This is a genomic window from uncultured Shimia sp. (genome assembly GCF_947493595.1).
Taxonomy (GTDB): domain Bacteria; phylum Pseudomonadota; class Alphaproteobacteria; order Rhodobacterales; family Rhodobacteraceae; genus Shimia.
Genome location: NZ_CANLRL010000001.1, coordinates 273,681 through 292,671 on the forward strand (window position 1 = coordinate 273,681; position 18,991 = coordinate 292,671).

The following is an 18,991-nucleotide window of genomic DNA, read 5'->3' on the forward strand; positions in this document are numbered from 1 at the left end:
TGAAACGAGAGCCAAGATGAACGACACAGTCATTTCAGCCAAGAACCTGAGCCTGACGTTTGAAACAAACGATGGGCCGGTTCATGCGCTTAAGGATATCAACCTTGATATCAACAAAGGGGATTTTGTCTCCTTCATTGGGCCGTCAGGCTGTGGCAAGACCACATTTCTGCGTTGCATGGCCGATCTGGAACAGCCCACGGCGGGGGAGATCACCGTCAACGGGGTGAGCCCGGCAGAGGCGCGCAAAGCGCGGGCCTATGGTTATGTGTTCCAGCACGCAGGGCTTTACCCGTGGCGCACCATTGGCGGCAACATTCGCCTGCCGTTGGAAATTATGGGCGTTGATAAGGCGGCGCAGGACAAATCCGTGAAAGAGGTGCTGGAGCTGGTGCACCTGGAAGGGTTTGAGAAGAAGTACCCCTGGCAGCTGTCGGGCGGGATGCAGCAGCGGGCGTCGATTGCGCGGGCGCTGGCGTTCCAGGCCGACATTCTGTTGATGGACGAGCCATTCGGGGCGCTGGATGAGATTGTGCGCGATCACCTGAATGAGCAGCTTCTGGAGCTCTGGGCGCGGACCAATAAGACCATCGGGTTTGTGACGCACTCAATCCCTGAGGCGGTGTATCTGAGCACCAAGATTGTGGTGATGAGCCCGCGACCAGGGCGGATTCATGATGTGATTGAAAGCACCTTGCCTAAAGAGCGGCCACTGGACATTCGCGACAGCCCTGAGTTCATCGAGATTGCACACCGGGTACGTGATGGCCTGCGTGCGGGGCATGGCGATGACTGAGAGTATCGTAAGACGGGCGGTGGAGACGGATGTGCCGGCAATGGCGCAGATCGTCTGTGACTGGGAGGCAGCGACGGAGTGGGTGCCTGACACGTATAGCTTGAATGAGTCGGAGAATTTCCTGCGTGAGGTGATGCCGAACCGAGATATCTGGGTGGTTGGCACCCCTGTGCAGGGGTATTTGTCGCTAAACGCCGACGAGGGCCGGATTGGCATGCTTTATTGCAGCGCCCGTGGGAGTGGTTTTGGGAAAGCTCTGATGGAGCGTGCCAAGGATGGTCGTGATTTTCTTTGGCTCACCACACAGGCCTGTAATGACAACGCGCAGCGGTTCTACAAGCGTGAGGGTTTTGTGGATGTGGGGAGCTTCCCAGTGGAGCCGCCGAACACACTTCCCGAAATTCGGATGGAGTGGCGGGCATGAAAAATCTCGGACCGATCCTGACCGTTGTCACTGCGATCTTTGTGTTGTGGTATGCAGGGGCCGTCGCGCTCAACGCATCTTGGGCTTATGACAAAGCCAAACGCGCCAATGTGGAGATCACCTTCTCTGAGATGGTGGCCGACACGATGCAGCAAAAGAAACCCAAGCTTCCAGCCCCGCATCAGGTGGGCAAGGAAATTTGGAAAACCACCGGCGAGATGGTTGCCAAAGGGCGCGCTTTTTCCAAACGCAGCCTGATTTATCACAGCTGGATCACGCTCTCTGCGACGCTTCTGGGCTTTGCCATGGGCACGGCGTTGGGCGTCTCGCTGTCTGTGGGGATTGTCTATAACCGCACCATGGACATGAGCGTCATGCCCTGGGTGATTGCCAGCCAGACCATTCCGATTCTGGCGATTGCACCGATGATCATTGTGGTTCTGAACGCCATTGGCATTTCTGGCCTGCTGCCCAAAGCGGTGATTTCCATGTACCTCAGCTTCTTCCCGGTGGTTGTTGGCATGGTGAAAGGCCTGCGCAGCCCGGATCATATGATGGTCGATCAGATGAAGACCTGGAGCGCCACCAAGGGGCAGGAGTTCTGGAAGCTGCGCTTGCCAAGCTCAATGCCGTTCCTCTTCCCCTCGCTGAAGGTGGCTATGGCGGCCTCGTTGGTGGGGGCCATTGTGGGTGAATTGCCGACGGGGGCTGTGGCCGGATTGGGCGCGCGGTTGCTGGCCGGGAGTTACTATGGACAGACGATCCAGATCTGGAGCGCGTTGATCACGGCTGCGGCCCTTGCGGCAGCACTGGTGGCGATCATTGGTGTGATCCAGAAAGTGGTTCTCAAGCGGATGGGGATGGCGTGATGGGTTGGATTGTTTTTGGACTTGTTGCGTGGCTGGTGGGCTGGCGGGTGAACTCTTACCTGTCCCATCGCCCGCGGACGCAGTTTAGCGCGCTGGCGGTGCCGGTGATCTTTGGTTTGACCATTGTGGTGCTTTGGGAATGTGCGGTGCGCGGGTTTGAGATCAACCCTGTGCTTCTGCCTGCGCCCACAGCAATTGCGCTGAAGTTTGCCACGTCGATCCCGATCTTGTGGGAAGACTTTGTGCAGACGGTGATCAAAGGCGCGATGTCTGGGTACATTCTGGGCTGCGGGGCGGCTTTCCTGACCGCGCTGGTGATTGACCGCTTCCCGTTCTTGCAACGGGGCTTGCTGCCGGTTGGCAACTTCGTGGCCGCGCTGCCAATTATCGGCATGGCGCCAATCATGGTGATGTGGTTTGGCTTTGACTGGCAATCCAAGGCCGCCGTGGTTGTGGTCATGGTGTTCTTCCCGATGTTGGTGAACACGGTGGAAGGGTTGCAGGCCACGGATCACATGCAACGTGATCTGATGCGGACCTATGCGTCCAGCTATGGTCAGACGTTGATGAAACTGCGGCTGCCCGCGGCGATGCCGTTTATCTTCAACGGGTTGAAAATCTCCACCACGCTGGCCTTGATCGGCGCGATCGTTGCTGAATTTTTTGGCAGTCCGATCAAAGGCATGGGCTTCCGGATCTCGACAGAGGTCGGACGGCTTGCGCTCGATATGGTTTGGGCGGAGATTGTGGTCGCAGCCTTGGCAGGCTCGCTGTTTTACGGCGGTGTGGCCTTGCTTGAGAAGTCTGTGACCTTCTGGCATCCCTCACAGAGGAAATCGCGATGAGCGACACGTCTTTCCACTCTTACGTGCGTGTGTTTGAACACTATCTGGAGCGCATTGCGCACCTGATGGCACAGGCCACGCCGGAGGAGTTGGAAGGGCGCTTGACGCCGGAGAGTTTCACGGCGCTGGAAAACTTTGCGATTGCGCAGGGCTATGTGTTGCGCAGTCTGTTCCCGCTTTTGGGACGGGAGGTGCCGGAGTTGGCAGCGGCCAGTTCGGTGGCCGATGTGGCGGCGCGCGGGACGTTTGTTCGGGCGCAGATTGCGGGGCTGACGCCTTCGGGTTTTGCGGGGGCGGAGACCCGCGCAGTGACCCATGTGGCTGGCGAGGCCACGCTTACCCAGCCAGCTTGCGACTTCATCACCCTTTACGGGATGCCAAATTTCTTTTTTCATCTGAATATGGGCTACGCGATCCTGCGGGCGCAGGGCGTGGCCATTGGCAAAGGTGATTTTGACGGATTTCATAGCTACCCCAAGGGGTTCAGCTTTGTGACAAACGCCGCAGAGACGGTGTGACAACAATAAAATAGCTAAAACCAACAAGGAGATAAGCCAAAATGAAAACGATGATAAAAGCTCTGACAGCAGCGGCGCTGGGCGTGGCCGCCAGCGTGGCGCAGGCGGCAGATGATGTAACGTTGCAGCTAAAGTGGGTGACGCAGGCGCAGTTTGCGGGCTACTACGTGGCGCTGGACAAAGGGTTTTATGACGAAGAGAACCTGAACGTGACCATCAAGCCGGGTGGTCCTGATATTGCCCCGGCGCAGGTGATTGCCGGTGGTGGTGCGGATGTGGTGCTGGACTGGATGCCCTCCGCGCTGGCGAGTCGTGAAAAGGGCCTCGCGCTGGTGAACATCGCGCAGCCGTTCAAAAGCTCCGGCATGATGCTCACCTGCCGTAAGGATGCGGGTGTATCTTCGCCAGAAGACTTCAAAGACAAGACGCTGGGCGTTTGGTTCTTTGGCAACGAGTATCCATTCCTGAGCTGGATGAGCAAGCTGGGTCTTGCGACAGATGGGTCTGATGGTGGCGTGACCGTGCTGAAGCAGGGCTTCAACGTGGATCCGATCTTGCAGGGGCAGGCGGCTTGTGTGTCGACCATGACCTACAACGAATACTGGCAGATCATTGATGCGGGCCTGACCGAAGACGATCTGGTGGTGTTCAAGTACGAAGATCAGGGCGTGGCGACGCTGGAAGATGGCATGTATGTGCTGGAAGACAACCTGAAAGATCCGGCGTTTGAGGACAAAATGGTGCGCTTTGTGCGTGCGTCCATGAAGGGCTGGAAATACGCCGAAGCCAACCCAACTGACGCGGCGATGATCGTGCTGGACAACGATGCCTCCGGTGCGCAGACCGAAGAGCATCAGACACGCATGATGTTTGAAATCGCCAAGCTGACCAAAGGCACCAATGGCGCGCTCGACCCAGCGGACTATGAGCGCACGGTTGAGAGCCTGATGTCTGGTGGGTCTGATCCGGTGATCACCAAAGCCCCAGAAGGCGCGTGGACACACGCGATTACGGACAAAGCGCTGAACTAAGGTTCGGGTTACGTACTAGCAAAGGCCGGGTTTTGCCCGGCCTTTTTCTTTGGTGCAGGGTTTCAATTCTGGTATGTGCCACATATGTGGATTGCGGAATGTGATGGCGGAGATTTCCCATGAGCGGCAAGAAGCTGACCTGTTTTGACTGTGGCCAGGTGAACCGGGTGCCTTTTGACAAGCTGGGCGCTGGGCCGAAGTGTGGCACCTGCGGCAAGGGCTTGATGAGCGGCAAGGTGGCGGAGGTTGATCTCGCGACTTTTGAGAAGGCCGTGCGCACGGATGATGTGCCGCTGGTGGTGGATTTCTGGGCGCCGTGGTGCGGGCCGTGTCGGCAGATGGCGCCGCAGTATCAAGCGGCAGCACAGGAGGTCAAAGGTGCGGTGCGTTTGGTGAAGCTCAACACTGAGGCGCATAAAAACGCGGGGGCCAAGTATCGTATTCGTGGTATTCCTACGATGGCGGCTTTCACCAACGGCAAAGAGCGCGCGCGGCAGTCCGGTGCGATGTTCAAAGCGGCGATTGTGAAGTGGGTTAAGGCGTCCGTCTGAATGCGTTGAGCAAGTAGCGCGGCAGGCGGGCCAGCACACGGCGGGCCAGCTCCGGATATTCCACTTCGCCTGCCAGAAGCCGCATGTACATCATGCGCACGGTGCCGGAGCGGCGAAAAGTGGCGATGAAGGCTTTCTGCCAGCGTGGCGCAAAGATGATGCGGCGCAGATTGCGGGCGATACGCAAGTTGCGGTGCATGTCTTTGAGACTGGTTTTATAGAGAACAATGGCGGTGTGGGGCGCATTGGCTTTGAGCGCGTCACTGGCGGCCTGGGCAGCGAGCTGGCCACTTTTCATCGCAAAAGCAATGCCCTCGCCGGTGATCGGGTCCACCAGCCCAGCAGCATCGCCTGCAAGCAGGATATGGGCGCGTCCCGGAGTGGGGCGGAAGTCGCCAAACGGCAGGTGGTGGCCTTTGATTTTCACTGCTTCCGACGGCAGACCCAACGTGCGCATATAGCACTGCATGTGGTCTTTCATATCCGGGTTTGGTGCCCGCAGACCGCCTACGCCCACTGTGGTGGAGCCTTGTTTTGGGAAGGACCAGCCATATCCCCAGGTGGCGGCGGCAAAATCGATGCGTAGGGGCTGTTCGGCCGGATCCTGGGCCGACAAAGGCGCCTCGATTTCCAGGCCAAAGCCGATGGTTTTGGTGTCAAAGGATTTGCCAAACAACCGCTTAGCAACAATCGAGTTCACGCCGTCGGCGCCGATGATCACGGCGGCGGTCAGGGTCGTCCCGTCACGCAATTTCAACGCGGTTTCAGTGAGTTCTGCGATGGCCTGTCCGGTGAAGTCTTCCACACCGGCATCCAGCGCATGGGCAAACATCGCTGCATCCAGATCCAGCCGCATGGTCAGATGCAGGGGCGGGATGTCAGTGAGCACGGCCAGCTCGCGGCCTTCATGCCAGAAGGCAATTTCGTCACGCGTGACGGCATGGGCGAGGTCGACGTCCTGGCCAAAAATCTCATGGTAATAGGTCCGGCTGCGCTCTGTGAACAGCCCGCCGCAGAGCTTGTTGCGGGGGAAGGATGCCTTGTCGATCAGCGCCACGGAGCGGCCCTGTTTGGCAGCCCAGGTGGCCGCAGAGCTGCCTGCGGGGCCTGCGCCAATTACAATGATGTCAAACTGGGTCATGCGCGCGTCCTTCTGGGGCGGGTTTCTACCAGCTTTTCGCGGCGGCGCCAGAGGGTTAGGGTGGGGAAAGCCAAGAAAGGAAGCGCCATGAGTGACGAGACACAACCAAACGGAGAGGCAACCCTGCGGGTGCTGGCGATGCCGTCAGATGTGAACATCAATGGCGACATCTTTGGCGGTTGGGTGTTGAGCCAGATGGACATTGCCAGCGGGATCATCGCCGCCCAGCGCGCCAAGGGGCGGGTGACCACGGTTGCGGTGGACGCGATGCAGTTCATCAGACCGGTGCAAGTGGGTGATATCCTTTGTGTTTGGGCCTGGGTGGAACGGGTGGGGCGCAGCTCTATGGGCATCAAAATTGAGGCCTGGGCGGTGCGGCACCGGCGCGGTGTGTCGGAGAAAGTGACCGAGGCGGTGTTCACCTATGTGGCGATTGATGAGGACGGAAAACCGCGGGCTGTGCCGGAGGAAGATGCGGCCTGGCCGCCGCGCTAAAACGGGCCGATTGGCATGTCGGTATTGCGTCTGTATCGCGGCTGTTTTGCGGAGGTGCATATTTTTGCACTGCGCAACGGCGGCGGGCGGTGGGGTTTGGCGGCTTTAACGCTTGATGGGCAGGGTGTCTTTCAAGGAGGCGCAGGATGTCTGAGGATCAGAGCGAAGATTGGCCACCGTTTCAGCGGGCCAGCAAGGGCACCAAGACGCAGCGCATGGCGCGGGAGGCGTTGGGGCGCAACCTGCTGGCGTTGACCGCAGAGACCTGGATCACCGAAGCGCTGCGGGAAACCGTTCCGGAGGCATGGCATACGCTGGAGCAGGATCTGGATGTGGCGGAGCCGAAAGAGAAGGTGACGCTGTATCTGGATCGCTCGGTGGCGAAGTTTTACCGCGCCATGGGGCAGGGCTATCAGGCGCGCATCAATCGATTGTTGGCGACCTGGGCGCAAATGAAGATTGCGGAAGAGGTGCAACTGGACGCGCATTTGGCGGCGCGGTTGCGTGATTAGGGGGCGTTGCCCCCGTCCCTGCGGGGCAGGGACTCCCCCAGGATATTTTCAGACTGTGAAAGGCTTAGGCTTTGTAGAGGCCAAACTCGTCTTGTTCCGCAAAGCGGCCGCGTAGGGCGGTGAGCGTCAGGGCAATGAGGCCGGCGCTGAGCGGGAAGCCGAGGGAGAAGCTCAGATAAGTGGTGAGGGCGGTCCAGACGGAGGCACCTTGGAGCATCATCTGAACGCCACCAAGCAGGATGCCTGCGATGCTGCCAGCAAAGATGAGGATAAGGGCCATGTCTGCGTCTCCGATTAGTGTCGTTAACCATTACTAGGGTGAATTGGGGCGCAAATGTGGCACGTGTGGGGCTTTGCTGTGGGTGGTGGCTAAAACTTATCTGGATTTGTTGGGGCACAGGGTTTGGATGAGGGCTGTGAGCGTGGCCGTGAGGGTTGCGGCGAGGGTGGCACCGGTTGCGATCCAGCCGAAGTACCAGAGCTTTCCGGCCAGTTGATCCTCGGCATATGAGGCGGCGAATTGGGTTTGGCCGTATTTGGCGCAGGCTATGGCCAGTGCGGTGGTGATGACGAAAGTGATTGTGAGCGGGAGCGGGCGCAGTTTGAGGCTTGTGAGGGTGGCGAGGATCAGGCCGATTGGCGCGCCGATGAGGAGGGTCTTTTGGCTCCACCATGGGTGCGCGCCGAGGGGGCGGGCGATGTCGAGCGCAATGAGTTCACCCATGACGAGCGCGGCGATGAGGGTAGGGAGTATGTGGCGCATGGGGCGGTTCCTCGTGAGTGGTGGTTCACTGAGGGTGGGGGCGCGAGGAGGTGGTTTTAAGAGGTGTTACAGCGGGATGGCGGGGGTGTGATGTTTGTTGCTGGTGGGCCGGGCATCGGCCGACCTCGGGTGGGCGAGGGTTGGTGAGTGTCTTGGGGCGCTGTGTGACAAGACTATTGGCGGTGGTTTGAGGTGCTGCGGGTGCATGATCGCCCTCCCGTGGGGAGGTCGGGCGATGCCCAGCGGCTCGCGCAGCGAGCCTATTTTCTTTTAGTGTTGAGAATTTTTTAAGTTTAAGTGTAGAACATATAGTGAACAAAAGCGTCATTTGGAAAAGAGTTGAAATGGAGAGGGGTAATGCAACATATAGTAGTCTCATGGAACATTCAAAACATGTACTTACTTTAACTATCGATACAGAAGATCCGATAGAATTAGCGCATTTCGTAGGTTCGCTCACCTCTTTAGCGGACGAGTATAAGCAATTTGCCCGTAATCATGCGGACTTGGTAGCTGACGAAGCAAAGGTTTTTGTTTCTGAGGTACGAAAGGGATCTTACGTCGCGGACTTAATTCCCGTGGCCGCTTCCACGATACCGCTCCTTGCAAGTTACGCCTCTGATCTCAAGACCATCGAAGAATTTGTGAAACTTTGGGCGCATCGCGCCAGTGGTGTAATCAACGGCGTTTTTCCAGACAAAGAAACAAAGTCAAATGCCAAGCATTGGTTGGATACTTTTGCTGCAGTAGCGAATTCGAACGACGGTAAAGGAAGATTGGCCGTTGCAACCTACGAAAACGGGAAAACACAGGAACGTTATTCTTTCTCGTTTGATGCCGAGGAAGCGAAAGATGCCATGAAGACTATTGATGGCGTTTACGAAAGGTTGGAGGCTGAGGAACACCTCGATCACGAGAGAGTTTTGTTAACTTTCACCCGTACCGATGTGGGCGATGCGAAAGTCGGCAAACCATCTGGCGAGCGCGTGAAAATTGAGGAAATCTCCGAGAGACCGTTGGCATTGACCTATGCCTCTGAGTTGGCCGAAGAAAAAATTAAACATGAGATCAGGGATGTGCCTGAGAACATTTACCAAAAGGGGTTTGTTGTTGATGTAAATGTTCAGACTAGAAATACGAAGCCTGTGGCATATTCAGTAGTCAATGTTCATGAAATTGTGCTTTTGCCAGAGGACGGCAACACCGAAGATTAAAAGACACACGCGCCGGGGCGCGGGTGTTTTTTGTTTTGGTCACTCAGCGTTTGCTTGCCGTCTCACCGGGGCGCGTACGGGTTATTGGCTGCGCCAAAACCCTGCCACGCGCTGTAAGTGTTTGACGGGGTCAAACACTTACCGTGAAAACTTCTTATGCTTCAGGCGCTTCGGCTCCAAGGCATCGGCTCCCAAACGCCGTTTCTTGTCTTCTTCGTAGTCTTCAAAGTTGCCTTCGAACCATTCCACATGGGCGTCGCCTTCGAAGGCCAGCATGTGGGTACAGATGCGGTCGAGGAAGAAGCGGTCGTGGGAGATGACCACGGCGCAGCCGGCAAAATCCACCAAGGCGTCTTCGAGCGCGCGGAGGGTTTCCACGTCCAGATCGTTGGTAGGTTCGTCGAGCAGCAGGACGTTGCCGCCTTCTTTCAGCAGACGCGCCATGTGCACGCGGTTGCGTTCCCCTCCGGAGAGCAGGTTCAGCGGTTTCTGCTGATCGCCGCCTTTGAAGTTGAACGAGGAGCAGTAGGCGCGGGAGTTCACTTGCGCGTCGCCCAGTTCGATGATTTCTGCGCCGCCGGAGATGGCTTCCCAGACGGTGTCCTTGTCGTTCAGGTCATCGCGGGACTGGTCCACATAAGACAGCTTCACGGTGTCGCCGTACTCTACGGTGCCTTCGTCGGGCTGTTCCTGACCGGTGAGCATCTTGAAAAGCGTGGATTTACCAGCGCCGTTGGGGCCGATCACGCCGACAATGCCGCCCGGAGGCAGGGAGAACTCGAGGTTTTCGATCAGCTGCTTGTCGCCGTAGTGCTTGGACAGGCCGTTGACCTCGATGACCTTGGAGCCAAGGCGCGGGCCGTTGGGGATGACGATCTGGGCGCGGCCAACTTTTTCGCGCTCAGACTGGTTGGCCATCTCGTTATAGGCGGAGATACGGGCTTTGGATTTGGCCTGACGGGCTTTTTGACCCTGACGCATCCATTCCAGTTCGCGCTCCAGCGTTTTCTGCTTGGATTTGTCCTCGCGGGCTTCCTGCTCCAGACGTTTGGCTTTCTGCTCGAGCCAAGCGGAGTAGTTGCCCTCGTATGGGATGCCGCGGCCGCGGTCGAGTTCGAGGATCCAGCTGGTGATGTCGTCGAGGAAGTAGCGGTCGTGGGTGACGCAGAGGATGGTGCCTTTGTAGTCGATCAGGTGCTGTTGCAGCCAGGCGATGGTTTCCGCGTCGAGGTGGTTGGTCGGTTCGTCGAGCAGCAGCATGTCAGGCGCTTCGAGCAGCAGTTTGCAGAGCGCGACACGGCGGGCCTCACCACCGGAGAGGTCTTCGATGCGGGCGTCATCGGGCGGGCAGCGCAGGGCCTCCATGGAGATGTCGACCTGGCTGTCCAGATCCCAGAGGTTCTGGGCGTCGATGTCGTCCTGCAGCTTGGCCATTTCCTCGGCGGTCTCGTCCGAATAGTTCATTGCCAGCTCGTTGTAGCGGTCCAAAATGGCCTTTTTCTCGGCCACGCCCAGCATGACGTTTTCACGCACAGAGAGGCTTTCGTCGAGCTTTGGCTCCTGTGGCAGGTAACCCACTTTGGCGCCCTCAGCCGCCCAGGCCTCGCCCGTGAAGTCTTTGTCCAGACCGGCCATGATCTTCATCAGGGTGGATTTACCGGCGCCGTTGACCCCAACCACACCAATTTTCACGCCCGGAAGGAAGGACAGGTGGATGTTTTCGAAACACTTTTTACCGCCGGGATAGGTCTTGGACACACCCTGCATGTGATAGACGTACTGATAAGCTGCCATGAGAGAGACTCCGTTTGGCTGAATTCGTGGTTGGCGGATGTGATAGCGGAGGGCGGGGGCAGGGGCAATGGAGGTTGGTGTTTCGGATGTCAGCTTGCTTCAAAGCACTCACATACTTTGAAGGCGTGTGTTTTACTTGCTTTTGACGTGATCCAAAACAACTACCACAAACAGCAGTGACGCACCCAGTGCGATGTTTTCCCATGTCATGCCTGTCTCAATGCCGAACTTCAACAATACGAAGTTGGAGGACTGCGCGACAACGGCTGCCACAAGAAAGAAAATTCTCCAGAACTTTTTTGATGGTTTCAAATCTGTTGGCCTGCAGTGTTGCGATGTTGGGCAGTGCTTTTCAGCACTAGAGAGGCTAGCCAAGCGCGGGCAAAAGGGCAATGATCCGCACGATCACGGGGAAGGAATTTTCGATGCGTTGGGTGATGGTTTTGGCGATGATGTGGGCCTCTCAAGGAGGGGCGCAGGTGACCAATTATGAGGCGGATGGCAATCTGGAAAGCACATATGATGTGGGCTGTGTGGCCATCGGTGCGCTGTCCAATGACTATTCGCCCGCCGATTTGGCGGGAGGGGTGATCCGCTGTTTCGAAGATGGTGAGGACGATCGTGCCTTTGAGTTGGTGGTGGTGATGCAGCTGCGCACCGCGTTTGATACCTTGCGGGTGGAGGATACCACGGCGCACCAGGCCGGGCAGGTGATGATGTTGGAAATTCAATATGCCACCGGCGACGCGTTTGGGCCGCGCATGCAGGAGGCCGTGGCGCGGTTTGGCGATAGCGGCAGCCCCAAACATTCCGCATTGTGTGCGCAGATGGCAGAATTTGGACCGCCCACGCACTCGCCGCGCTATATGGTGCAGCATGGGATGACGGCGTTTACCGGACGCGAGGGCGACGGGGTTTTGGATGACTTTGATCCACAGGAGAGCTGGGAAATTCTTTTGGAAGAGTATCTTCAATGTGGATAATGGGATGAGGTATCGGTGACGGTACCGTTTCGAAGGGGGCGGTACCTGAGGCGGGCGCAATGGGGGGGGTGTGCAGGTCGGTTGATTGGGAACCGGCATTGGCTGAGGCCAAAAGTTAAATCACTTTCGCCGCAACGCGCGATAACACTGAAAAGCTATGTAGAAGTGGCCAAGAAAAACGGCGACACGCAAAAACCTGTCGCTGCCTCCGAAGTCCACCCCAACATAAGGTAAGCAGTAGAGGATCAAAGCGAGGGCATAGCCGATGAGATCGCTTTTCAGCTGTTCTTTTGGTGGAAGGTTTTTGTAAGAGTACTTGGATATTTGCGACAAGTTCCGGGTGGTGGCTATCTAACTTTGGCAAAAACTGAGGTTTTTTCTGACTTGGTGCCCATGCGCAATGCTCATGACGGCGGATCAAGGAACTTCTGAATTTGGTCATAAAACACCAAGCACAGTCCGATCATGACCAAGCCAAGAATGTCGAAGAAGCTGAAACGCCCATCGTCGTGATAGCCAATCAGCACAAAAACTGCGAAAATTAAGATGCCAGTTAAGTAGAGCATTTCCTGCGCCAAACTCGTCCAGCTAGCCCTTGTTTGAAAACAGAGCGGAAAAGATTTTTGCTATTAGAAAGATGGACGAGAACAGAATGAACCAGAAAGCCATTTTCATTGTCGCTTCGCTGTATAGGTGCGTCTCATGCCGACCTTGCCAAATGTGTGATGTATAGAAACCGGCTAGGCAGAGCGCACACAGAAAGGCGATCATCAACGCGCCGAGCCTCTGCTTTTCTTTCGGTTTCCTCCAAGGTCGGGCATTTCGTTTCTCACGCATTCAATTGCATCCAGGTTACAACTTTGGTCGCCGTGACATTATGCGGATATTGCCCAGTGTACAGGCGCAGACAACAAAAACTAGGAGTCATACTTTTTCTTTCGCTTCTACCGGCAAAGGAGGTAAAACTGGTGCGCTATGTAGTACGGCATGACAAAGAGGGATGCTCTGGCCACTGCGATGCCGTAGCCTTGTGGCAGGTCGTCCGAGAAGAGAAAGAACATCATGCAAATTGCGATTTAGCAGGCCAAATCAACTCGAATTTGCTCACTTTTGGTCATGCCGCGGTAATGTTTCATCGGAACTTGATAATCAAAAACTGTGGCCGAACCAACAGGAGTTTTTTGTTTCCAGGATGGCAACTTTGTCGTTGGATTATCACAATATCAGACAAACTGAGTCGACCTATTAAATAGAGCTGCCGTTTGCACTTAGAGTTGACCTTCCCGTTCCAAAAGCCCACTAAACCCCGTGCCTTACGGATTGCCATATGTCGCGCGCGGCCAGAGAATTGGGCTGCTGGGGGGATCGTTTGATCCGCCGCACAAAGGCCATGTGCATATCACGCTAGAAGCACTTAAGCGGTTTGGGCTGGATCAGGTCTGGTGGCTGGTCAGCCCAGGCAACCCTCTTAAAGATCGTGGACCGGCCAAGTTGGCACGCCGTATGTCTGCGGCGCGGGAGATCATGGATCATCCGCGGGTGCAAATCACTGATTTTGAGGCACATGTCGGCACGCGTTTCACAGCAGAGACTATTGCGGTGTTGCAGGACAAATGCCCGCAGGCACAATTTGTCTGGCTTATGGGCGCGGACAACCTGGCGCAATTTCATCTATGGCGCGACTGGCAAGACATCATGGCGCGGGTGCCTATTGGGGTGCTCGCACGCCCGGGCGACCGTATTGAAGCGCGCACTGCCAAGGCAGCGCAGGTGTACCGACGGGCGCGATTGCATCCGCGGAGCAGCTGGCAACTGAGTCGCGCAAAAGCGCCTGTTTGGGCTTTTGCCAACGTGCCGATGCGGGACATAAGCTCTACGGAGCTAAGAAAAAATGGTGCTTGGGCAGAGAGTTAAGGGCCATTTGTTTCACCTGTGAATTTCTGTCGCACCGCGTAAGTCTCTATTAACTCAGCGGGTCTAATTTGACCAAGGAACTAAAGGCGTCTGTGCGTCTTCTGGGGTGCCGAATTAGCGGTTTTCACATCAAGACACACAGGCACACTCAGAGTTGACGGTTTTTCATCTGGCGGTTGCGCCAGCTGGGAGGGTGACGTGTCCGGCCCGCCAAGGTGGCGGCGGGGCATATGTGATTGATTGAAACTGCGCCAAAAATCTGGCGCCTAATCAGGCCCCACCACAGGATGTGGCGATGGTCTGGCCGGAGCGAATAATGACTGGTGAAAAAAAGCGGTCTTTGGGGCTGTCGATCATGGGGCGGCTGTTGCTGCCTATCGTGGCCTGTATTTTGGTGGCCTTCATTGCCACCACGGTGTTTTGGGTGACCAAGCAGAGCAATACGTTGATCAAGGCGTTTGAGAGCGAATTGGCATTGTCACAGACCTTTGTCGCGCCACCGGTGGCCGCGGCAGTCTGGGATTTCAACACAGATGGCGCCGCGGGCGCAATCGCTGGCGTGACCCAAATGGAAAATGCTTTGTTTGCCAAAGTATTCGTGGACGGTGAGCTGTTTGCCAAAGTTGCGGTGGAAGGCGCGGATGATACCGGTTGGGACGAAGGCGTGGCCGAGATCCTGGCGATGGAGGCGGCTGAGGCGCGATTTGAGGCCAATCATGTGGCCTACGTGAAATTCCCGATCCACCACACCGATGGCACGGTGGTCGCGGAAATGGTCATGGGGTTTTATGACGGTGTGATCGCCGCTGTGGTCAATCAGCTTTACATGCAGTCTTTGATTGCTGTGGCTGTCATTTGCCTGGTGATGTCCGCAATTGTGTATTTCTCCGCTGCCGGTGTGACCCGGCCGCTGGCGCGGATTGTGGCGCGCATTTCAGCTTTGCGCGAAGGCGACACAGCCAGTGAGGTGCCGTTCACCGAGCGCAAGGACGAGTTGGGCCGTCTGGCGCGTGCAGTTCGGGAGTTTGTGGAGACCATCAAGGCCAACAAATCGATGGAAGACCAGGCCACGGCCGCCGCCCGTGAGCAGTCCGAAGTTGTGAATGAACTGGCCGACGGGTTGAACCATCTTGCGCAGGGGCAGTTGAGCCACCGCATCACAGCTGAATTCAGCAGCGATTATGAAATGCTGCGCGCGGACTTTAACAAGACTGCCGAGGCGCTGGATGATGTGATTGGCCGTGTGTTGGGCACAATTTCGCAGATTGAAGATGAGACCGGCGAGATGGCCGAAGGCACGCAAAATCTGGCGAAGCGCACTGAAGCGCAGGCCGCTACGCTGGAAGAAACCGCCGCAGCCATTGGCTCGATCACCGATGGCGTGCAGAAGGCGTCTGATCAGACCAAATCTGTTGAGAACACCGTGGACGCAACCAAGTCAGAAGCCCTGCGCGGGGGCGAGATTGTGAAATCTGCCGTGGAAGCGATGCAAGACATCAAAGACAGCGCTGGCAAGATCAGCGAGATCAATCGCGTGATCGAGGATATTTCCTTCCAGACCAATCTGTTGGCGTTGAATGCCGGGGTTGAGGCAGCCCGGGCTGGGGATAGCGGTCGTGGCTTTGCCGTTGTGGCCTCTGAAGTGCGCTCATTGGCGCTGAGATCTGCGACAAGTGCGCATGAAATCAAAGAGCTGATTGATACCTCTTCTGATCAGGTTGAGGTTGGTGTAGATCTGGTTGATCAGGCCGGTAAGGCGATTGAAGGTATCATCACCAAAATCCAGGATGTGAGCCGGTTGGCGGTGCAGATTGCCGACAGCTCCCGCGATCAGGCCACCGCGATCACCGAGATCAATTCCGGTGTGATGGATCTGGACCGTGTGACGCAACAAAACGCCAGCCTGGTGGATCGTTCCAGCGCGCAGGGGCGCGCATTGCAGGAAGCGGCCCGCGAACTGGCGGAATTGGTTGGCAGCTTCCGTCCGTCTTCGGTGGGCGGTGCGTCCAGCGAGCATTATGAAGCGGAGTACCGTCAGTCAGCCTGACACCAAGGTGGAAAAAATTTGAAAGGTCGGTGCGCAAAACTGCGCGCCGGCCTTTGTCGTTTTGGTACTGTGAAGCTTTTGACTCTGTGAAAGCGAATGCCCTTCACGTGGGCTTTACCGAATCCCATCAGGATGACTCTAACGGGGGGTGGTGTCAGAGAAAGGATTTGCGATGCAAAAACGCGCGATGATGTTTATGATGCTGACCGTTTTGGCGGTCTCTGCGATGGCGGCAACCGGGTCTGCCGAAAAAGGTTTTGCGGTTTCAGGCAGCCTTGGTTTTTTGAACAGCCGTTAATAAACGCGGCCTAGTTCATGGCAGTTGACGGGGCGGTGTTTCGGCTCGTGGCAGACCGGCGGTGAGGGCCTCCAGAGGGGCAAACCGCATTTGGCCGACGTAGGCCTGTGCGGTTGTGTTCTCGGCTGTCAGGCCGGCCCAAGACTGCACGGTTTTGTCAACGGCCCAAAGGTTGGCAAAGAGAAACCCAGGTTCTTTGGGCAAGTCAGCGGCGTCTTCGGTCACCTCAAAGATCAGGCGATCTTCGACAAACCAGCGCAAGCGGTCCGGATGCCATTCGAACGCATAGCGGCGTGGTTTGTCCGCGGCGTCAAATCCAAGTGCAACTTTATGGGCGGTGAGCTGGCCATCGACAAACCACGCAATTTGCATCTTTGTGGTGTCTTGTCCCAAAAACTCGATGTCAATCTCGTCATGGCGGGTGCCATAGTGCGGGCCGGTGTAAGTAAAGAAGCCCGTGACGAGCCCGGGGCCTTTCGCCGGGTGTAAGATTGCCTCGTAGCGGCCATAGTGCGTGCGGGTTTCACGCCGAATGGAGGCGCCCAAGAAGCGGTTTTCGGCGGCGGTTTGCGGGGTCAGGGAAAGATGCAGCCCGTGATCAAAGCGCAGATTGTCACGGCTCCAGTCCGTGTCAAACGCGGGATGGCTGAAGGTGTAATGTGCCACCTGCCAACCGCGGGCAGGCGCCCGGTCAAACCGCTCTGAAAATCCGTTGATTGAATCTGCGACACCAACGCTGCCCATGGTCAGAGCTATGGCCAGGCCAAGACGCAGACGGCGTCCGCCCTCGAATATCCTACGCATCAGACCCCCACCCGATTAAGGTTAATGGATCATGTCCATGACCTTGAGAGCATCAGGGAGGGAAGGGGTGCAAGACAAAACGCGCGTGATGGTTAACGCGCGTTCTGGTTAATATTTATAGTAGTGCAGGCAAAATTGGCGTGGTGTCCGGCTCAGGGACAGGTCTTGGCCTGAATTTCTACACGCCGGTTATGGGCCGAAGTGCCTTCCAGTCCAGTAAGAGGCCGGGACTCCCCCTCAGATTCTACCACACGGATGCGAGACGGGTCCTTGAGCCCGTCACGCAGGGCTGCGGCCACGGCTTGCGCGCGTTTGAGCGCCAGAGCCTTGTTGGCGGCGTCGCCCCCACTGCTGTCGGAATGCCCGATCAAGCGCAGGCAGGCCCGTTGCAGCACGGAGGTGTCCAACACAGAGACCAGGACCGCAAGCTGCACTTGCGCGTCCGCACTGAGGTTGGCACCGCCCTGCGTAAAGAAGATGTGGCTTTCCTGGATTTCGTCGGACAATGGGTTGGGGGCGCTGTCCGTCGGGTGTGATTGAGGGGCTGCACAGCGTGCTGGTGTGACTCCATATTGTTGCATCGCCTGGGCACAAAGGGCTGCGTCGTCCGAGGCGAGGCTTGTGGTGGCGGGGCCAAAAAGAGCCAGGATCAAGATCCCAAAACCGGGCGGGCGACAGGTACACATAACAACACTCCTAACCTCTTCAGGGTAAGAACAAACTCTTGCGAAGTGGTAAATGGAGGTAGAACAAAATAAAAACAAATGCAGAAGTGTTCACTTTTTGTTCAGATTTACCAGCGACACTGGTTGACGTTGTTTGTTTGGTAAATGGTGAACTGCATGGTTGCAGACGGTCCTGAGACGGGGCGGCAGACCTGGATTGATGCTTTGCGGTTGTGTGCGGGCGTATCCATGGTGGGGCTGCATGTGACGGCGGATGCTCACGGGCAACCGTTCCCGGATGCGGACCCGGCGGCGCGCTTGGCGCCTATGGTGCTACGCGCGCTGTTGTACACGGCGCGGACAGAACTTTTCTTGATGATTTCGATCCTGCTGTTGTTGATGGCGTTGACCAAGCGCCCACGCAGCTACGGTGCGGTTTTGCGCGAACAGGCCCGCAGGCTTTTGATTCCGTTTGTTTTTTGGACCGTGGCTTACGCGGTATACAACCTCTTGAAGGCCACTGCTTTTGGTTATGAGGCGCAGGTTGTGGCCGCGCTTAGCTTACCGGCGACCTGGGGGGGGTATCTGCTGTTGGGGGATGTGAAATATCACATGCATTTTATCCCGACGCTGTTTGCTTTGTTGGTGTTTTTCCCTCTGTTCCGACTGGCTGAGCGGCGGCCCCTTCTGGGGCTGACAGTGGTGCTTGGCTTGTTGCTGAAACAGGTTCTGGATCCGGTGATGTACAAGCTGTTTTGGGGCACGGAGGCGCTTGGCTACGCGGTGCGGGGCCTCAAGGTGGTGAGTTACCTTGGGTATGGCATGGCGGCGGGCGCGGTGCTTGGGTTGTGGCGGCGCACAACGGCGGCACAGCGAGAGGCCTGGTTTGGTCCTATCGTGGTGATTGCGCTGGCGTTGTTAACACTCAAGCTTATGGCCACGGCAAAAGTGGTGGCCACTGGACACTGGGTATTTGACAACCCGTTTGCGTATTGGGCGGACTATTTGATGCCGGTGGCACTGTTGCTGCTGTGTTTAAGTCTGGCGCACATGGCTTGGCCAGCGTGGATCGCGCGCGCATCCAAATATGCCTTTGGACTATACTTGTGCCACCCGATTTTTCTCGACCTTGCGGAGATGGCCCTGGCGGGACGTGCAGTTTCTCCCAGCCAATCCGTTGCGCTTGAATTTCTGTGGACCCTGCCGATGACCTGGCTGTTTGTTGTGGCGCTAAGCCGTCACCGGCTGACCGCCTGGACGGTGGGGCTGGGCCCGTCGCCTGATTTGCCTCTGCTGTGGAGCGGGCAACAAGCCTGAGCCCGCCTTT

General features: G+C 56.9%; 23 protein-coding genes. 15 read left to right on the plus strand and 8 right to left on the minus strand.

All coding sequences use genetic code 11. The features are described from left to right. Positions 1–16: 16 nt before the first annotated feature. The 7 genes from Q0955_RS01385 to trxC all read left to right on the plus strand — a co-directional run bounded on the left by Q0955_RS01385 (position 17) and on the right by trxC (position 5,034). Positions 17–796, plus strand: coding sequence for an ABC transporter ATP-binding protein (locus Q0955_RS01385; protein ID WP_299418984.1), 780 nt, complete (start codon positions 17–19; stop codon positions 794–796). Next, positions 783–1,220: a GNAT family N-acetyltransferase gene (locus tag Q0955_RS01390; protein WP_299418986.1), complete on the plus strand. Its 438-nt coding sequence runs from the start codon at positions 783–785 to the stop codon at positions 1,218–1,220. Before Q0955_RS01385 ends, Q0955_RS01390 begins: the two co-directional genes overlap by 14 nt. Continuing rightward, positions 1,217–2,089 (plus strand): ABC transporter permease, encoded by an 873-nt coding sequence (locus tag Q0955_RS01395; RefSeq protein WP_299418988.1) that lies wholly within the window; start codon positions 1,217–1,219, stop codon positions 2,087–2,089. The genes Q0955_RS01390 and Q0955_RS01395 overlap by 4 nt, the downstream gene beginning before the upstream one ends. Continuing rightward, entirely contained in the window at positions 2,089–2,934 is an 846-nt protein-coding gene (locus Q0955_RS01400) for an ABC transporter permease (RefSeq protein WP_294116281.1), read from the plus strand. Before Q0955_RS01395 ends, Q0955_RS01400 begins: the two co-directional genes overlap by 1 nt. Then, positions 2,931–3,452, plus strand: coding sequence for a DUF1993 family protein (locus Q0955_RS01405; protein ID WP_299418991.1), 522 nt, complete (start codon positions 2,931–2,933; stop codon positions 3,450–3,452). The genes Q0955_RS01400 and Q0955_RS01405 overlap by 4 nt, the downstream gene beginning before the upstream one ends. A 50-nt stretch (positions 3,453–3,502) precedes the next feature. Further along, on the plus strand, positions 3,503–4,483 hold the full coding sequence (locus Q0955_RS01410; protein WP_299421009.1) for an ABC transporter substrate-binding protein: 981 nt from the start codon (positions 3,503–3,505) through the stop codon (positions 4,481–4,483). 119 nt (positions 4,484–4,602) lie between these two features. Continuing rightward, entirely contained in the window at positions 4,603–5,034 is a 432-nt protein-coding gene (trxC, locus tag Q0955_RS01415; protein WP_299418993.1) for a thioredoxin TrxC, read from the plus strand. On the opposite strand, the gene Q0955_RS01420 is transcribed toward trxC, so the two are convergent. Further along, complete coding sequence (locus Q0955_RS01420) at positions 5,018–6,175, minus strand: geranylgeranyl reductase family protein (RefSeq protein ID WP_299418995.1); 1,158 nt, start codon at positions 6,173–6,175, stop codon at positions 5,018–5,020. The genes trxC and Q0955_RS01420 overlap by 17 nt on opposite strands. An 87-nt stretch (positions 6,176–6,262) precedes the next feature. Here Q0955_RS01420 and Q0955_RS01425 point away from each other — a divergent pair, with 87 nt between their 5' ends. Next, on the plus strand, positions 6,263–6,670 hold the full coding sequence (locus tag Q0955_RS01425) for an acyl-CoA thioesterase (protein ID WP_299418997.1): 408 nt from the start codon (positions 6,263–6,265) through the stop codon (positions 6,668–6,670). A gap of 146 nt (positions 6,671–6,816) precedes the next feature. After that, the gene (locus tag Q0955_RS01430) at positions 6,817–7,182 is read left to right on the plus strand and encodes a BrnA antitoxin family protein (protein WP_299418999.1); all 366 of its coding nucleotides are present in this window, start codon (positions 6,817–6,819) and stop codon (positions 7,180–7,182) included. 64 nt (positions 7,183–7,246) lie between these two features. Here the strand turns inward: Q0955_RS01430 and Q0955_RS01435 are convergent, their stop codons facing one another. Both Q0955_RS01435 and Q0955_RS01440 read right to left on the minus strand, forming a co-directional pair. After that, complete coding sequence (locus Q0955_RS01435; protein WP_299419001.1) at positions 7,247–7,462, minus strand: hypothetical protein; 216 nt, start codon at positions 7,460–7,462, stop codon at positions 7,247–7,249. Between the two features lie 96 nt (positions 7,463–7,558). Next, on the minus strand, positions 7,559–7,945 hold the full coding sequence (locus Q0955_RS01440; protein ID WP_299419003.1) for a hypothetical protein: 387 nt from the start codon (positions 7,943–7,945) through the stop codon (positions 7,559–7,561). A 377-nt stretch (positions 7,946–8,322) separates the two neighbouring features. On the opposite strand from Q0955_RS01440, the gene Q0955_RS01445 reads away from it, so the two are divergent. Further along, positions 8,323–9,159, plus strand: coding sequence for a hypothetical protein (locus tag Q0955_RS01445; RefSeq protein ID WP_299419005.1), 837 nt, complete (start codon positions 8,323–8,325; stop codon positions 9,157–9,159). Between the two features lie 138 nt (positions 9,160–9,297). Here Q0955_RS01445 and ettA read toward each other — a convergent pair whose 3' ends face one another. Next, positions 9,298–10,953: an energy-dependent translational throttle protein EttA gene (gene ettA, locus Q0955_RS01450; RefSeq protein WP_299419007.1), complete on the minus strand. Its 1,656-nt coding sequence runs from the start codon at positions 10,951–10,953 to the stop codon at positions 9,298–9,300. A 132-nt stretch (positions 10,954–11,085) separates the two neighbouring features. Beyond that, positions 11,086–11,226, minus strand: a complete 141-nt coding sequence (locus tag Q0955_RS01455) for a hypothetical protein (RefSeq protein WP_299419009.1) — start codon at positions 11,224–11,226, stop codon at positions 11,086–11,088. A gap of 152 nt (positions 11,227–11,378) precedes the next feature. Here Q0955_RS01455 and Q0955_RS01460 point away from each other — a divergent pair, with 152 nt between their 5' ends. Then, positions 11,379–11,936, plus strand: a complete 558-nt coding sequence (locus Q0955_RS01460; protein ID WP_299419011.1) for a hypothetical protein — start codon at positions 11,379–11,381, stop codon at positions 11,934–11,936. A gap of 404 nt (positions 11,937–12,340) precedes the next feature. Here Q0955_RS01460 and Q0955_RS01465 read toward each other — a convergent pair whose 3' ends face one another. Beyond that, complete coding sequence (locus tag Q0955_RS01465) at positions 12,341–12,502, minus strand: hypothetical protein (protein WP_299419013.1); 162 nt, start codon at positions 12,500–12,502, stop codon at positions 12,341–12,343. A 742-nt stretch (positions 12,503–13,244) separates the two neighbouring features. Between Q0955_RS01465 and Q0955_RS01470 the strand changes: the two genes are divergently transcribed. From Q0955_RS01470 to Q0955_RS01480, 3 genes are all read left to right on the plus strand, one after another. Continuing rightward, positions 13,245–13,850, plus strand: a complete 606-nt coding sequence (locus tag Q0955_RS01470) for a nicotinate-nucleotide adenylyltransferase (protein WP_299419015.1) — start codon at positions 13,245–13,247, stop codon at positions 13,848–13,850. A 316-nt stretch (positions 13,851–14,166) separates the two neighbouring features. Then, positions 14,167–15,897, plus strand: coding sequence for a methyl-accepting chemotaxis protein (locus Q0955_RS01475; RefSeq protein WP_299419017.1), 1,731 nt, complete (start codon positions 14,167–14,169; stop codon positions 15,895–15,897). Between the two features lie 172 nt (positions 15,898–16,069). Further along, on the plus strand, positions 16,070–16,195 hold the full coding sequence (locus Q0955_RS01480; RefSeq protein WP_299419018.1) for a hypothetical protein: 126 nt from the start codon (positions 16,070–16,072) through the stop codon (positions 16,193–16,195). Between the two features lie 15 nt (positions 16,196–16,210). On the opposite strand, the gene Q0955_RS01485 is transcribed toward Q0955_RS01480, so the two are convergent. Then, on the minus strand, positions 16,211–16,999 hold the full coding sequence (locus Q0955_RS01485) for a family 16 glycosylhydrolase (protein WP_299419020.1): 789 nt from the start codon (positions 16,997–16,999) through the stop codon (positions 16,211–16,213). 152 nt (positions 17,000–17,151) lie between these two features. Next, entirely contained in the window at positions 17,152–17,505 is a 354-nt protein-coding gene (locus Q0955_RS01490) for an OmpA family protein (RefSeq protein WP_299419022.1), read from the minus strand. 336 nt (positions 17,506–17,841) lie between these two features. On the opposite strand from Q0955_RS01490, the gene Q0955_RS01495 reads away from it, so the two are divergent. Further along, entirely contained in the window at positions 17,842–18,981 is a 1,140-nt protein-coding gene (locus Q0955_RS01495; protein ID WP_299419024.1) for an acyltransferase, read from the plus strand. The last annotated feature ends 10 nt before the right edge of the window (positions 18,982–18,991 follow it).